At 51.6% G+C, this 15461-nt stretch carries 12 protein-coding genes and 1 pseudogene; all 13 read right to left on the bottom strand.

Going from position 1 to position 15461, the window contains the following annotated elements; translation table 11 throughout:
* Window positions 1-21: 21 nt before the first annotated feature.
* Window positions 22-971: pseudogene (miaA, locus tag B0W44_RS14670) on the bottom strand (tRNA (adenosine(37)-N6)-dimethylallyltransferase MiaA).
* Window positions 958-1779 carry a class I SAM-dependent methyltransferase gene (locus tag B0W44_RS14675; protein ID WP_077720673.1) on the bottom strand — a complete coding sequence of 274 codons (822 nt, stop codon included), beginning with the start codon at window positions 1777-1779 and terminating at the stop codon, window positions 958-960. Before B0W44_RS14675 ends, miaA begins: the two are co-directional and overlap by 14 nt.
* Window positions 1780-1869: 90 nt before the next feature.
* Window positions 1870-3729: a DNA mismatch repair endonuclease MutL gene (gene mutL, locus B0W44_RS14680; protein ID WP_077720674.1), complete on the bottom strand. Its 1860-nt coding sequence runs from the start codon at window positions 3727-3729 to the stop codon at window positions 1870-1872.
* A gap of 239 nt (window positions 3730-3968) precedes the next feature.
* Complete coding sequence (gene mutS / locus B0W44_RS14685) at window positions 3969-6569, bottom strand: DNA mismatch repair protein MutS (RefSeq protein WP_077720675.1); 2601 nt, start codon at window positions 6567-6569, stop codon at window positions 3969-3971.
* 64 nt (window positions 6570-6633) lie between these two features.
* On the bottom strand, window positions 6634-7998 hold the full coding sequence (locus B0W44_RS14690; RefSeq protein ID WP_077720676.1) for a putative amidoligase domain-containing protein: 1365 nt from the start codon (window positions 7996-7998) through the stop codon (window positions 6634-6636).
* 154 nt (window positions 7999-8152) lie between these two features.
* The gene (gene cotE / locus B0W44_RS14695) at window positions 8153-8728 is read right to left on the bottom strand and encodes an outer spore coat protein CotE (protein ID WP_077720677.1); all 576 of its coding nucleotides are present in this window, start codon (window positions 8726-8728) and stop codon (window positions 8153-8155) included.
* A 149-nt stretch (window positions 8729-8877) separates the two neighbouring features.
* Entirely contained in the window at window positions 8878-9297 is a 420-nt protein-coding gene (locus B0W44_RS14700) for a YlbF/YmcA family competence regulator (protein ID WP_077720678.1), read from the bottom strand.
* Between the two features lies 1 nt (window position 9298).
* On the bottom strand, window positions 9299-10774 hold the full coding sequence (gene miaB / locus B0W44_RS14705) for a tRNA (N6-isopentenyl adenosine(37)-C2)-methylthiotransferase MiaB (protein WP_077720679.1): 1476 nt from the start codon (window positions 10772-10774) through the stop codon (window positions 9299-9301).
* A gap of 44 nt (window positions 10775-10818) precedes the next feature.
* Window positions 10819-11628: a hypothetical protein gene (locus B0W44_RS14710; protein ID WP_077720680.1), complete on the bottom strand. Its 810-nt coding sequence runs from the start codon at window positions 11626-11628 to the stop codon at window positions 10819-10821.
* Window positions 11629-11740: 112 nt separating this feature from the next.
* The gene (locus B0W44_RS14715; RefSeq protein ID WP_077720681.1) at window positions 11741-12481 is read right to left on the bottom strand and encodes an MBL fold metallo-hydrolase; all 741 of its coding nucleotides are present in this window, start codon (window positions 12479-12481) and stop codon (window positions 11741-11743) included.
* A 186-nt stretch (window positions 12482-12667) separates the two neighbouring features.
* The gene (gene spoVS / locus B0W44_RS14720; RefSeq protein ID WP_054949812.1) at window positions 12668-12928 is read right to left on the bottom strand and encodes a stage V sporulation protein SpoVS; all 261 of its coding nucleotides are present in this window, start codon (window positions 12926-12928) and stop codon (window positions 12668-12670) included.
* Between the two features lie 94 nt (window positions 12929-13022).
* A complete protein-coding gene (locus B0W44_RS14725) occupies window positions 13023-13820 on the bottom strand; it encodes a TIGR00282 family metallophosphoesterase (RefSeq protein WP_077720682.1) in 798 nt (265 codons plus the stop codon).
* Window positions 13821-13878: 58 nt separating this feature from the next.
* On the bottom strand, window positions 13879-15420 hold the full coding sequence (rny, locus tag B0W44_RS14730; RefSeq protein ID WP_149027127.1) for a ribonuclease Y: 1542 nt from the start codon (window positions 15418-15420) through the stop codon (window positions 13879-13881).
* Between the last annotated feature and the right edge of the window lie 41 nt (window positions 15421-15461).

Genomic DNA, 15461 nt, shown 5'->3' on the forward strand with positions numbered 1-15461 from the left:
CTTTATGTTTGGTCTACCATTCTATTCTGCACGACCTGTCAACTTTCCTGCAACAAAATGGCTAATGTCTTCCACTTTCTTTCCACGTTCCGCTTCGTTTGTCATATCCCACCAGCAAATCTCGCTTATTCGCCGGAACCAGGACAACTGTCTTTTGGCAAAGCGGCGGGTGTTCCTCTTGATATGATATACCGCCTCTTCTAGACTCCACACCCCTTCCAATGCCATCATAATTTCTTTATACCCTAAACCTTGCATGGATACAAGGTCTAACGTGTAACCTTTTTGTTTCAGTTTCCGAACTTCTTCTACCATTCCTTGTTCTACCATCTGATCCACACGCTGGTTGATCCGTTCGTACAAGACGCCTCGCTCCATCGTGAGCCCGATCCATACGATGTCGTACGGCGATTCACGTTTTTGCTCCCGGTGAATTTCGGTCATCGTTTTGCCCGTCCGTTCCACAATTTCCAAAGCGCGAATCATACGGCGGACGTCGTTCGGGTGCAAGCGGTCCGCCGACTCCGGATCGACCCGCTTTAAAGCGTCGTGCAACGCTCGACGACCGTGCTGTTCTGCATACTTTCGCCATCGGGCGCGAATCTTTTCATCAGCCTCTGCCTCAGAAAACTGGTAGCCGTGCGTTACCGACTGTATGTACAGCCCCGTTCCCCCACGAGAATCGGGAGCCGCCCCCGACTCGCAATGTCCTCAATCGCTTGCTTGGCGCGCGCCTGAAACTCGGCGACAGAGAACGGGTAGTCCGGATCGACGATGTCAATGAGGTGATGGGGCACTTCCTGCCGTTCAGCACGTGATACTTTCGCCGTTCCGATGTCCATCCCCCGGTACACTTGCATCGAATCTCCGGACACGATTTCGCCGTCAAACTGTTTGGCGAGAACGAGACTCAACGCTGTTTTACCCACTGCTGTCGGTCCAACGATGACGAGTAGTTTATGTTTCTCCATCAGAATCCCCTAGTTCGATAATGCCGTAAGATACCCTGTTCCGTCTCTCCTTTTTCACTTCAAAACCGAGGCGGGCAAATTCTTCACTTCCCACTTTTTCTTTCAACACCACCCGTTTGCGCGCTACGCGGCACGCTTCTGCCACTGCCCATTTCGAGATGGGACGTCGATTCGCTAGAGTTCTCAACGGCTTCATGTGTTGAGAGCGCTCGTCACTTGTTCGGAACATCGGGTCAAAGTACACGATGTCAAACGCGTTATCGGGGCAATGGCTTAAATACGTCAAGTGATCCGTATGATGCACCCGAATCTTGCGCATCGCCTGTCGTACTTCCGCTTCTTCTACCGGAAAATGCCTCAGGCCGTATTCCACGAGAGCCGCAATTCGCCGGTCACTCTCCAAGCCGATCACTTTTCCGCTCTTTCCGACAATGTGTGCCGCCGTTATCGCATCAGCTCCAAACCCGAGCGTCGTGTCGAGGAACGCATCCCCTGCTTTAAGCCCGGCCACGCTTTTTAATACGTCGGTGTCTCCTCTCATTAACCGCTTAATCCGCACGACAGCTAAGCTGGGGTGAAAATTGAACGTTGCACGCTGTCCGACCCAGCGTCCCCCTTCCTGTGACAACACGATGATTTGATCGGCTCTGTACCGTTTCCTCAACTCGTTGATCGATTGGTCTGCGCGTTGAACGTAAGGCCAGCCCCATTTGTGTGCAAAAGCCCGGGCCTCAGCTTCTAACGCGGCTGTCACCCGATACGACGTGGTGACGATGATGACATCTCCGATATTCCCATTATTACCCATTGTCAACAGTTTTTAAAACGCCTCCGGGTCGCGACCTAGACTTCGTTTGCTAAAGGTACGGTACGTTACGCGTTTTCCAGTGGGCATGGTTCACATCACTCTTTTGAACATTTTTTCTATGTCACGGGTGCTGAATTCCACGAGAACTGGACGCCCGTGGGGACACGTAAACGGATTGACACAATCTTCTAAGCGGGATAAAAGGGACTCCATTTCGTCCCGACGCAAATGTCGGTTCGCTTTAATCGCGGCCTTACAAGCCATTTGCTTGGCACTTTCGTCGCGGAGCGCCGCGAGGGATAAACGGTCGTGCTTCAACACCCAGTCAATCAGCTCCCTGATAAGTGCCTCTTCATCCCCTTCAGGAAACCACGATGGATGAGACCGGACGATGTACGACTGGGGACCGAACGGTTCGAGCTCGATGCCGACGCCGTCGAGAAGCGTCCACTTGTCTTTTAGCTTTTCACATTCGTCACTCGTCAACTCAATCGTAAACGGCAGCAGCAGCTCTTGTCGATCCGTGTTTTCGCTGTCCAGTTCAGACACAAAATGTTCGTAGTACACACGCTCGTGCGCCGCGTGTTGATCGATCAGGAACAGACTGTCCTCCGACTGGGCGACGATGTATGTCCCGTGAACTTGGGCGAGGGGCGTCAAGTCGGGAAGACGGCGTTTCGACACATTGCTTTGTACGTCAGGTTGCGGTGGTGAAGTCGTGTTGCTTGGTTGAACCGCTTCCCGCCGTTTTTTCGTCTTTTCCGGCTCATCACCAGCTCGAGAGGTTTCTGGAAGGAGGTGTTGGAGCACGGAGTCGGGAATACGACTGGGAACTCGGAGCTCGCCGTACCGCCCTTTTGCTTCCCTCACTTTAGACGCTTCTTCCCGGGGAAACTGCATCTTTTGCTGTTCCTCTCCCTCGTTGACGTGCCTAGTTTTCACAGGCGCTTTCGGGATGAGCACCTCTTTCATCAATCGCTCCCGAATCACCTCCGTCAACCACGTTCTCAGTTCTTTTTCCTTGCTGAACCTCACTTCCAGTTTGGCCGGATGGACGTTGACGTCGACCAGTTGCGGATCCATCTCGAGGCACAACACAGCTATCGGCATGCGGTTAACCGGCAGCAGTGTGGCATACCCATCCAAAACCGCCTGTGTGAGCAGATAATTCCGCACGTAGCGACGATTGATCAAAAAGGTGATGTAATGGCGCGAAGCTCGAGTAATTTCCGGTTTGCCCACAAACCCGTGCAGTGTAAAATCCAAGTGTTCCGCTTTTAGCGGCAGCATCGCTTTGGCGACAGTCTGACCGTAAATCGCCTGGATGACGTGCACGAGACGACCGTCTCCCAACGTCTTCAACAGCGTCCGACCTTCGTGTTTAAGTTCGAAAGAGACGTCGGGACAGGCCATGGCCAAACGGTTCACAATGTCCGTCACATGGCTGATTTCCGTGTTCACAGTTTTCAAATACTTCAAGCGGGCCGGTGTATTGTAAAACAGCTGCCTGACTTGAATATCTGTCCCTTGCGGATGCGCAACGGTTTGGATGGCCTCTTTCTTCCCGCCTTTCCAAACGACAGACGTTCCGATGTGCTCTTCCTTCGATCTCGTTCGGCACTCCAATATAGAGACGGCGGCGATACTGGGCAGCGCTTCGCCGCGGAAGCCGAGGGAGCGGATGCTGAACAGATCTTTTTTTGATAAGATTTTGCTTGTCGCGTGCCGCATGAAGGCCCGCTCCACGTCTTCCCGACTCATCCCGTCCCCGTTGTCACGGACGCGAATGAGGGACATTCCCCCTTCTTCAAGGGTAATGGATATTTTCGTACTGCCGGCGTCGAGGGCGTTCTCCACCAGTTCTTTGACGACGGACGCGGGACGTTCCACAACCTCTCCAGCGGCAATCTGGTTGGCCAGTTCTTCCGGCAACACGCGCACCTTGCCCATGTAGGACACCTCCTTGTGTGTGGCAATCACCTGTAGAAAGATACGAGTTCACACTTGTTGCGCTCCAAACCTTCCATTGGCCCAGCGAAAGCAAATGGCAAGCACTGGCGTGATACAGTGTAGACGGGGACTGTGCCGCGACACTCTGTTCTGAAAAGTGTGCAGCCGTACTCCCTGCACGTGCGGTGTCGTGCAGAGCGGAGAGGCAAATGCAAGACCGTGCATGGATGTCTGTCCTGTTACTCCGTTTCAATGGCACTGTGCATCAGTTTCTTCTGCAACTTCTCGATAAATTGCACGGTTTCTAACGGTGTGTGATTTAACAGGTCCCACTTTTTTAATTCGCTCACAATTTCCCGTTCACGTGCACGTTCAGGATCTTCGGATAAGAAGAAACTCAGCTGTTCACCAGTGTCAAGTCCGCTGGCCGCCGTTTGCTGCCTGCTCTCCAGTTCTGTCAAAACTGTCCGCGCCCGGTCGATGACCGATTTTGGCATGCCGGCCAGTTCTGCCACGTGAATGCCGTAACTGCGGTCAGCCCGTCCCGACTCGATCCGGTGCAAAAACAAAAGTTCCCCTTCCCGCTCTTCGCAGCGGGCGTGCACGTTGGTCACTCGTTCAAATTGTTCCGCGAGAGCCGTCAGTTCGTGGTAATGGGTGGAGAACAACGTTTTGGCCTTGACATTCTCGTGGATGTACTCAATGACAGCGTGGGCGATCGCCATCCCGTCGTACGTGGACGTCCCTCTCCCGATCTCGTCAAGGAGGATGAGACTCCGTTCAGTGGCCTGGGTGATCGCGTGCCGGGTTTCCAGCATTTCGACCATAAACGTGCTTTGACCTCCTACGAGGTCGTCAGCCGCCCCAATGCGGGTAAAAATGCGGTCTACGAGGGGAATGCAAGCTTTCGTCGCTGGAACGAAACACCCGATGTGCGCCATCAGCACGATGAGTGCCACTTGCCGCATGTATGTACTTTTGCCGGCCATGTTCGGTCCGGTAATTAAGGCAATTTGCTCTTTTTGCGGATTGAGCACGGTATCGTTCGGAGTGAACGCTCCGTCGTCCAACACTTGTTCCACGACCGGGTGGCGGCCCCCTTTTATCGTGAGCTGAAGGCCGTCCGTCATTTCCGGTCGGACGTACCCGTACCGTGCGCTGACCGTGGCCAGTGACTGTAAGACGTCAAGGGTGGCGACACTGTGTGCCACTTGTTGCAACCGTTCCACCTGCTGGCTGACGTTTTCGCGCAACTGGACGAACAGCTCGTACTCTAATTCCACCGCCCGCTCTTCCGCTTCTAAAATGAGCGCTTCTTTTTCTTTTAATTCCGGTGTGATAAACCGCTCAGCGTTGGCAAGGGTCTGTTTACGTTCGTAACGCCCGGCAGGAAGCAAATGCAAATTCGCTTTCGTCACTTCCAAGTAATAGCCGAAAACGCGGTTGTAACCGATTTTCAGCGATTTAATGCCCGTCGCCTCGCGCTCTTTCTGTTCCAGGCGGGCGAGCCACGCTTTTCCACTGCGCTTTGCCTCGAGGAGCTCGTCCAGCTCTTCGTTAAAGCCGGGACGAATCACCCCGCCTTCTTTTACGGAGACAGGAGGCTCGTCCACGATAGCGCGGTCGATCACTTCGGCGATATCCGAGCACAAGTCGGAAAAATCGCACAACCGGGTGAACGCATCCCCTGCTTGCCCTGACACTTTTTGCAGCTGCGGCAGCATGTGAAGCGAACGTTTAAGGGCGACCAGGTCCCGGGCATTCGCCGTGCCAGACGCAATGCGTGCAGCCAGGCGTTCCAAGTCGTAAACGCCTTTCAGTATTTCTTGTACGTCTTTTGTCAAAAGCATGTCTTTTGCGAGTGCCTCTACAGCTGTGAGCCTCTCTTCTATTCCACGTCGGTTCAGAAGTGGCTTGTCGAGCCACTTTTTTAACAATCTCCCCCCCATCGCCGTCGCTGTGTGATCCAAGAGCGACAACAACGATCCTTGACGTTTCTTGTCCCGGATCGTCTCGGTCAGTTCCAAATTGCGTCGCGCATAAACATCGAGGACCATATATTCATTTGCCTCATATACCGTAATGCCCTGCAGATGGCGGAGGGCGCGCTTTTGTGTCTTTTTGACATAAAGCAGTAAAGAGCCGACCGTTTTGACAGCCAAATCATTTTCCACTACTGAAGACGGCACATCGTCAAACTGTTCCTCCAGCAGTTCACGCGCTTGGTCACTGGACAAGCGCACATCCTCAAAGTCGTGGACGAGAGCAGAAACGTATCGTTCGATTTCCTGTTTGACTTCGCTTTGGGTCCCGCCGTCCATTAATATTTCCGCCGGTTCGTAAGCCGCCACTTCGTCTATTAAAGCGTTCCGATCCGTTAAAGTCGCATACCGAAGTTCTCCCGTCGAAATATCGGTCGCCGCCAAGCCGTACGTTTGGCCGTTTTGGCAGACGGCGATGAGGAAGTTGTTCCGCTTCTCTTCCAACATGAGGTCGTCCGTCACTGTACCGGGTGTGATGACTTGCACGACTTCCCGCCGTACGACGCCTTTAGCCTGAGCGGGATCTTCCATCTGTTCACATATGGCGACTTTATACCCTGCTTTGACGAGCCGAGCAATGTATGTATTCGCGGAGTGGTAAGGCACGCCGCACATGGGGACCCGTTCCTCCCGTCCGCCGTCACGGCTCGTCAGCGTGATTTCCAGCTCCTTCGACGCTTTCTTCGCGTCCTCAAAAAACAGTTCGTAAAAATCCCCCAATCGGAAAAAAAGCAAGCAGTCTTCATATTCGTCTTTGATGTCTAAGTACTGCTTCATCATCGGTGTGTAACCGGCCATGACAGTTCCCCCAACACGGATGTTGGTATTATTATAACAATTTTGGCCCCAACGGTGGAATGCCTCATTTTTTCTTTACAGTGTGGTAAGGCGGGATCCTCCATTTTTGCCGAATGTCTTCACTCTCATCCCACGTCTTTCCTGACATTAAATAATCGTAGTACGGATCGAGAGCGTTCTGTTCTTCTGCATACTGCGGCAATCTCCTCACTTCCCGCCACAAAGCGGGAACAATGCTTTTGACGACCTCCTCCTCTCCCCTGTAGTACGCTTTTTGAACCGAAACGTCTCTTAACGGCCAATACGTCAAGAACGGATAATTAAGCGCAATGAGTTTGGCCAAGCTTAGAATCCCTTTCGTCAATGTAGGAGAAACGAGCCAGCTGGGGGGTGTCCGGTACTCGAATCCCCCATGGAATTTTTCCCTGAAATTTCCGAGAAATCCGTACGTCGGTCGTCTTTTGAGGCCGCGCTTGTCTTCAACGAGGACGAGGGGCAAGGTGACATAGTTGTCTAGAGCCCGTAAAATGGCTGATCCCAGCGGAACGCCGCTGAAGTGTATGTGTCCGCCAATGGGAAGTCCCGACCGTGGCAACGCGCCAGCCAGCCAGGACACATTTGGATCGTTAATCTTTTTGGCGGCCAAGAGCATCCCTCGGTACAACCGGACAATCAATTCACGCGGACTGCTGCTGGGGCGGGGGCGCAATTCTACGAGGGGCTTGTTGTGCCGGTTGGACCCTTGCCAGATGGCATCACATCCAACGGCGCCGCGCCGACTGAAATAGCGGGAGGCCAATTTCAGCGTTCCGGACGCATCCACCAAAATAAATTCCGGGTCGGTACCGAGTAACAATTCCGACGTGTTCGGTACGAGGTTTGCGATGCGCGTCGCGTAATTGTCAAACGCCTGTTGGAAAGCACGGGTCATATACGTATTTAATTTTGGGCGGGCAATGACATCGATCACGATGGATTTCCCCTGTGTCCCCTTTCCCAACCGCACGACGCCGTAATCCCACCCCAGAGCGTAAACGGATCGTACGGCCAACCGTTCCATGACTTTCGCTTCCTTATTTTTATCTGCGGGACGGACGAGGTGAAAGCGTTTCGGGGTTTGCAGCTTCCCCTTGGCTAGCCAGACCGTCTGATCGTGTGAAACGTAAGTGAAGACCGCCTTGCACTGGAATACGCCGATGACGTACTGGCGGATGAAGGAGGCGTTCGAGTTTTGATTTAAAACATTTAAACCGTGTAACCGCAAGTGTTGTAACTTTTCATGCCTCGTGGCAAACTGAAGGGTGTTCACATCGTGGTTTAACGTGTATAAAGAAAAATGATATCCTTTCGGCGCTTGCGTTAAAGTCATCGGTGAAATCAACCGCTGGTCCGGGGTGACGATCGTTTGCTCCATCTTGACGGGCGTCATGCTGTTTCTCCTTTCACCGAAAAGATGTTCCTTCCGCTGTCAAGTCTCTGCATCTTATGACAGGAACAAACGCAAGGTGAATGCACATAAACGCCTTCAGATGAAGAAAAAGAAAACCAGGAGGCGGGATTCACTGATAGCCTCCTGTTACACGTTAACTGTCCAGGTCGTCAATGACGAGATCGGGATCTAAATCTTCGTAATCGCCACTTTCTTGTTCAGCCAGTTCTTCCAACTCCAGCTCTTTGTCCGCAAACATTCCCGAATCGGTGACGGCCACGGTCAGTTTCGTCTCACCCATCACCTCAACGAGAAATTCGCGTTCTACTCTGACAATGACTACATTGGAACCTTCCGAGATCGTAGCCTCAATGCAATTCGGTTGTTGCGTGGCCAGGGCAGACACTTCCACCGATCCTTCTCGCACATTTCGGTCGAAGTAACTGAGCGGAACTTGGTCGAGGTAAGAAACAGTTTGTTTGGCTACATCCGTTTTCGTATTGTTTTGGTGGGAATACCATATGTTGATGTCGTAGCTTCCTGTGATTTCTACAACATCGCCCGCTTTCGTCGCCTCATAGGTATGGTTGATAATCCAGGCACCTAAAATGGTCGAGATCGCATCAGGCGGAGTTAACTGGTGCGCATCCTGGGAAAACTTGCGTCCCTTGCCGCAGACCGCTTTACACACAATCTCTCGGAACTGCAAGTCTCTATCTGTATTCGCCATCATGTTACCTCCTCCAGCATTCGTTCATTAACATTTGTATGCAGGGCGAAAACCCAAGGTGCAAAAAAGATGCGGATTCGTTTCCACACCCGTCTAGATTTAAGAGGAGGTTCTTAGCGCTTTAAACAGCGTCTTGCAAATACAGCTTTCTACTTGCAGCCGCACGGTCCTCCGCTGCCGCAGCCCATTCTCACCTCGCCGCCGGTTTCGACATTGAGTTTCTTTGAGATTTCACAAGCCATCACATTTTGTATCAGCTGCAAGAGGTCGTTCATTTCCACCTGACTCTGTTGGTATTCTCTCACGATGGGCATATTGGACAACGTCTCGTTCAACTCTTTCAACCGTTGCTCGAGATAACGTTTATAGTCCGGTTTTGCGTAGTGTTCGGCGTGAACGAGTTCTTTCTGTGTACGCTTTATCTCTTCAATGAGCTGTTGTACCCGAGGACTTTCGTTCACGACTTTTTCCACGTGCCGAAACCGCTGGACCTCATCAACGTGGGACAGTTTTTCGGCGAATGCATAAACGCGTTCCATGATACGCTCTTTCACGAGGGCCTGCTCCATCTTACAGTGCCTCCACCCTCTCTTCTGGTACGAGCTCTCCTTTCAGCGTCCACGTCTGCGGCTCTGTAATGCGCACATTTACCAACTGCCCCACTAAGTCGCGGGGGCCAGGGAAGTTGACGAGCTTGTTTGAACGGGTGCGCCCAGAGAGAACTTCCCGGTTTTTCTTGCTCTCTCCTTCTACTAGCACTTCGACGACTTGACCGCGCAGTTGTTCATTCTTGCGGCGACTGATGCTGTCCTGCAGTTCATTCAAACGGTGCAGCCGCTCTTTTTTCACTTCATGCGGTATATTGTCTTCCCACTTGGCCGACGGAGTCCCTTCACGGGGCGAGTAAATGAACGTAAACGCGGAATCGAATTCCACTTCCCGCACCAGTGACAGTGTGTCTTCAAACTCTTCATCCGTTTCCCCAGGGAAGCCGACGATGATGTCCGTCGTCAACACGGCATGGGGCATCGCCTTTTTAATTTTGTCGACTAATGTCAAATATTCGTCGCGGGTGTACTTCCGCGCCATCCGCTTCAGTACGCGCGAATTTCCGGATTGAACCGGAAGGTGAATGTGCTCGACCAGGTTGCCGCCTTTGGCCAACACGTCGATTAAATGGTCGTCAAAATCGCGGGGATGGCTCGTCGTAAAGCGGACACGCGGAATGTCAATTTTACGAATGTCGTCCATCAGATGGGCAAACCGGTAGTCCATATCTTTAAAGTCTTTACCGTAGGCATTGACATTTTGCCCTAACAACGTGACTTCCCGGTAACCGAGACGCGCCAGTTCTCGCACTTCACCAAGGACGTCATGGGGTAAACGGCTGCGTTCTTTTCCCCGGGTGTACGGGACAATGCAGTACGTACAAAATTTGTCGCACCCGTACATGATGTTGACCCACGCTTTCAGCTTGTTCGAGCGGGCCTTCGGCATGTTCTCGACGACGTCGCCTTCCTTGGACCACACTTCCACGACCATTTCCTTGGAAAAGAGAGCTTCCTTCAACAGATAGGGCACCCGGTGGATGTTGTGCGTGCCAAAGATGAGATCCACGTGCGGATATTTGTGCAAGATGCGATTGACAACTGCCTCTTCCTGTGACATGCAGCCGCACACACCGAGAATGAGGTCCGGTTTTTCCAGCTTCAACGGCTTCAAGCGCCCTAATTCTCCAAACACTTTGTCTTCTGCGTTTTCCCGGATAGCACACGTGTTGAACAAAATGACGTCTGCCTCGTTTTCATCCTCTGTCGCCGTGTACCCCATTTGATTGAGAATACCAGCAATCGTTTCTGTATCGTGTTCGTTCATCTGACAGCCGTACGTCTTGATCAAATAGGACTGTCCGTTTCCGATGTTCCGCATATCCTCGGGAATTTGTTCAAAATCGAGCACTTGTACGTCTTCTCTATACCGTTTACGCGCCTTTTTTAAGTTCGGCGCGGTAAAGTACTTGGAATAGTCCACCGATTCTTTCGCCAACGCGAAACACTCCTTTCACGAGCCTATTGTAACACATTTGGCAATCAATCGCTGTTATGAAAAAGTTCCATCACGTCCTGTACGTGTTGAGGTATTTTCACTTTGTGGATCGTTCCGTAAAAACCGTCGGGAGCAGGTTGTAAAGTGGCGTGTACTTCCGCTAATCCGGCGTGTTGGAGGTAGCTTATGTATCCGAGTACAGCTGATTCTACATCCAACTCTTGGCCGCTCAACTGGTTCTTGTCCATTAATCCTTCTCCGGCTAAAAACTGGGCTACTTGATAAAAAGATATATCGTCTCGCCGGTAATAATGTAAAAATTGCAGCAGCGGCAGGAGCACGGAGTTTCCCGACAGTTGTTCATAAGCGACAAGTTGCGCCAGTTTATACTGCTGCTCTTCTGGGTTTCCCGTGCGTTCTATGTCTTCTAGTGTAGCGCGTTGCCAGGCGTTTAACGGCTTGGCATCCACATCACCTGTCTCCGCACTGTAGGGCGAAACGTTTACAACAGGTGCATCGCCCTTATTCAAACGCATGTAGCGGATTTTGTTCAACAGTTGATACAGATCCCCCGTTTTGATTAACCAGATGAAGGCGATTAAGATTAAGCCGACCGGACTTAAAACCGTATCCGCTAAATAGCGTAAGAGACCTTCTAACGTTTCTAAAAACTGAGACAACCACATGCCGAGAAAGTTTGATGGGGCAGCCACGACTTTGATTAAAGCGTACAGCCATAACAGCACAAAAGTGTAAACGGCCCACACTTTCCTGCGCGGCCTGTCGCCCCGCGAATCACTCGTTTTGAATAATCGTGTCCAGTTACGCGATTGGCGTCTGCCTTTACGCCTCATCGCCGGTTTCCCCCTTTTCATGACAGTCTTTTCTGTAAAGCGTCCACTCCCAGTTTACCAAAAATAGGCGGTGCCCTAAAAGACAGCTTTCTGAAGCAAAGCGTGTCACAATTTACAGAGCGATGTTCCAGCCTTTTTCGGCTACGTACAGGTCTCCGGAGAAATGGGGAGCTGCCTCACGGCGAATGTCCTCCAGATCGTTGTCCGGATAGACATGTGTTAACAGTAACGCTTTAGCTCCGATGCGTTCGGCTGCTTGAGCCGCTTGTCTGGCCGACAAGTGCGGAACATTGTCCTCCGGAATTTGCGCCTCCAAGAACGTGGCCTCACAAACAAACAAGTCCGGTTCTCGACACATGTTTTCCCAGTCCGTCTTCACTCCAGAATCAGCACCGTACAAAATCGTACGAAAACCTTCTCGTATCTCCATGGCGTAGCACGGGATCCCGTGGTCCGTCCGATGAAAGGCGATGCTGACACCGTCTACGTCGATCTTCGTTTGGCTCTCGATATCCACCGGTTCTGTCACTGTACGGAAACGAAGCTTTTGCCACCAAGATTCTGGACGGCGAGGAGCATACACCGGCAGCGGTTTCTTCCGCTTGCCTTGAATGTGTTGCAAGTGCAGCGCGTATTGCAGTGTCAAGACGTCCGCGATGTGGTCGTGGTGCAAATGGGAGAGCATCAACGCTTCTAGTTGATAAGTGGGTAGGTAGTGGGCAAGCTCCGCCATGACACCGCTGCCACAGTCGATCAAAATGTACTTTCCAGAGGAAGTTTCCAACAAATAGCCGGGAGTAGCCCCTCCCGGTCCCGGATAAGGTGATTGAAACCCGAGTACAGTCCACTTCAACGCGTTTTCCGCTCCTTTCGCCCGTTATACCACGTGCGTTTCCGGGAACAAGACCCAAGCGTTCAATCTCTCCACAGTGTAACACGATAACCGCCATTCTCCAAAAAAGCGGACTGGGCAAAAAGAAAGCCTAGGGAGGATCTCCCCAGGCAGTTTACGACGATGACGGACGCCCTTATACTTCATTTAACGCGGTTCTACGATTAACTTTATCGCTGTCCGTTCTTCCCCGTCGATGACAATGTCTGTAAAAGCGGGAATGCAAATGAGGTCCACACCACTCGGAGCAACAAACCCACGTGCAATCGCTACTGCCTTCACAGCCTGATTCAGAGCACCGGCACCGATTGCCTGAATTTCTGCAGAACCGCGTTCCCGCAGAACACCTGCAAGTGCGCCGGCAACCGAATTCGGGTTAGACTTTGCTGAAACTTTTAATATATCCATGGTTGTACCTCCTCTGGTCATGGCAGTGCTACCACTTCTAAATATGTATATTCGCTTTTTTTGTACAAAATTCCTGCTTCCCGACGACAAAAGTTCAGTCCATCCACGGATTGTCATCGTCGATGCGAATGCGTTGAATCCGCTTGGCCTCGCCACTATCAGGGTCAATGTCGATCACGACGGCATTGAATTGTAAACGCCCTTCCTGCACTTCAAATTTCACCGGCAACTGTGTCAAATATTTTCGGATGATCGCATCCCGCTCGATCCCAATCACTCCGTCATAGGCACCGACCATCCCGACATCGGTAATAAAAGCGGTACCATTCGGCAAAATGCGTTCATCTGCCGTCTGTACGTGGGTATGGGTACAGACGACGGCAGACACGCGTCCGTCTAAGTACCAGCCCATCGCTTGCTTTTCCGACGACGCTTCTCCGTGAAAGTCGAGTAAAATGATAGGGGTCTTCGTCCTCAGTTCTTTGACTAGTGCATCCGCTTTGCGAAACGGACAGTCCAACGGGAGCAAAAAAGACCTTCCCATCAAATTGCAGACGGCGGCCGTATACTTTTCGCGCTTGATGAACACATAACCAGCTCCAGGCGTCCCTTCAGGGTAATTGGCCGGGCGGATGAGTTTTGACTCTTCGTCAATGAAATCAAAAATTTCTTTCTGATCCCAGGTGTGATTCCCTAACGTAATGGCGTCAACCCCGAGTTTCCAAAAGTTTTGGACGATCGAGCGCGTAATTCCTTTGCCGCTCGGGGCTGCATTTTCTCCGTTGACAATTGTAATATCCGGTTTCAACGACTGGTTGAGGTGTGAGAACATTTGATGCATGGCGAGCATCCCTGGATCTCCTACGACATCTCCAACAAATAAAATTCTCACAGTGTAACCCCCAATTGAAACGCTTTGTGGTAAAAATAGAGTGGCGAATGGCGCCACTCTATTTTGCGTACTCGACCGCCCGGGTTTCCCGGATGACCGTCACTTTGATGTGACCGGGATAGTCGAGCTCATTTTCGATTTGTTTCGTAATCTCACGAGCCAGGCGGAACGCTTCCGCGTCGTCCACTTTATCAGGGGAGACGAGAATGCGAATTTCCCGTCCAGCTTGAATAGCATAAGACTTCTCGACGCCTTCAAAGGACTCGGAGATTTCTTCCAGTTTTTCCAACCGTCTAATGTACGTCTCTAACGTTTCTCGTCGTGCTCCCGGACGGGCTGCGGACAACGCGTCGGCCGCCCCGACCAAAACAGCAATGACAGATGTCGCTTCGACGTCCCCGTGATGGGAAGCAATGCCGTTAATAACGGCTTCGTGTTCATTGTACTTTTTCGCCAGTTCAATGCCAATTTCGACGTGAGAACCTTCAACTTCGTGATCGATGGCTTTTCCGATGTCATGCAACAGACCAGCTCGTTTTGCGATGTTCACATCTTCACCCAGTTCACTGGCCATTAAACCAGCTAAATGTGCCACTTCTTGCGAATGTTGAAGCACATTTTGCCCGAAACTGGTGCGAAATTTTAACCGACCTAATATTTTGATCAAATCGGGGTGCAATCCGTGCACACCTGTTTCAAACGTCGCCTGCTCACCGTATTCACGGATGCGTTCGTCCACTTCCCGTCGCGCTTTTTCCACCATTTCTTCGATGCGGGCGGGGTGAATGCGTCCGTCCGCTACGAGCCTTTCCAAGGCCGTGCGAGCAATTTCCCGGCGAACCGGGTCGAATCCAGACAAAATGACCGCTTCGGGCGTGTCGTCAATGATCAAATCTATACCCGTCAACGTCTCCAAAGTCCGGATGTTCCGCCCTTCCCGGCCGATAATCCGACCTTTCATCTCGTCATTCGGCAATGTGACGACAGATACCGTCGTTTCGGCAACATGGTCAGCTGCACACCGTTGAATGGCAATGGACAGGATCTCACGCGCACGCTTGTCCGCTTCTTCGCGCGCTTCTTGTTCGAGTTCCTTTACCATTTGAGCTGTTTCGTGCTTAATTTCGCGTTCTACGGTTTTAAGCAGGGTTTCCTTCGCTTCTTCCCGAGACAGCCCAGACAGGCGCTCTAACTCCGCCGCCTGTTTTTGGTACAGCTGCTCGATTTCGTCTGCTTTTTCCCGGAGAGACGCTTCTTTCTGATTGAAGGATTCTTCCCGTTTTTCCAGGGATTCTATCTTCCGATCTAAGCTCTCTTCTTTCTGTACCAGCCGCCGCTCCAGGCGTTGTATTTCATTTCGACGTTCACGAATATCTTTATCCGCTTCTGTCCGCAAGCGATGAACTTCGTCTTTCGCTTCTAATATCATCTCTTTCTTTCGGGCAATCGCCTCCTGTTTGGCACTGTCAATGATGCGCTCTGCAGCTTCTTCCGCACTTGAGATTTTCGCTTCCGCCAAACGTTTACGTACAAAGTAGCCAATTCCGGCACTAACAGCAGCGGTGGCAAGGAGAATGAGAATTTCGCCTAAGCTTCCAATCACTTTTTCACCTCCTCGCCTATTAAGTTTTTCTCAAAAGG

Source organism: Novibacillus thermophilus, assembly GCF_002005165.1.
Lineage (GTDB): Bacteria > Bacillota > Bacilli > Thermoactinomycetales > Novibacillaceae > Novibacillus > Novibacillus thermophilus.

Excerpts from the sequence above, each read along its gene's own strand:
- B0W44_RS14710 (WP_077720680.1), bottom strand. The coding sequence starts at position 11,628 with ATGAGGCGTAAAGGCAGACGCCAATCGCGTAACTGGACACGATTATTC.
- mutL (WP_077720674.1), bottom strand. The coding sequence starts at position 3,729 with ATGGGCAAGGTGCGCGTGTTGCCGGAAGAACTGGCCAACCAGATTGCC.
- B0W44_RS14700 (WP_077720678.1), bottom strand. The coding sequence starts at position 9,297 with ATGGAGCAGGCCCTCGTGAAAGAGCGTATCATGGAACGCGTTTATGCA.
- B0W44_RS14690 (WP_077720676.1), bottom strand. The coding sequence starts at position 7,998 with ATGACGCCCGTCAAGATGGAGCAAACGATCGTCACCCCGGACCAGCGG.
- B0W44_RS14675 (WP_077720673.1), bottom strand. The coding sequence starts at position 1,779 with ATGGGTAATAATGGGAATATCGGAGATGTCATCATCGTCACCACGTCG.
- mutS (WP_077720675.1), bottom strand. The coding sequence starts at position 6,569 with ATGGCCGGTTACACACCGATGATGAAGCAGTACTTAGACATCAAAGAC.
- spoVS (WP_054949812.1), bottom strand. The coding sequence starts at position 12,928 with ATGGATATATTAAAAGTTTCAGCAAAGTCTAACCCGAATTCGGTTGCC.
- cotE (WP_077720677.1), bottom strand. The coding sequence starts at position 8,728 with ATGGCGAATACAGATAGAGACTTGCAGTTCCGAGAGATTGTGTGTAAA.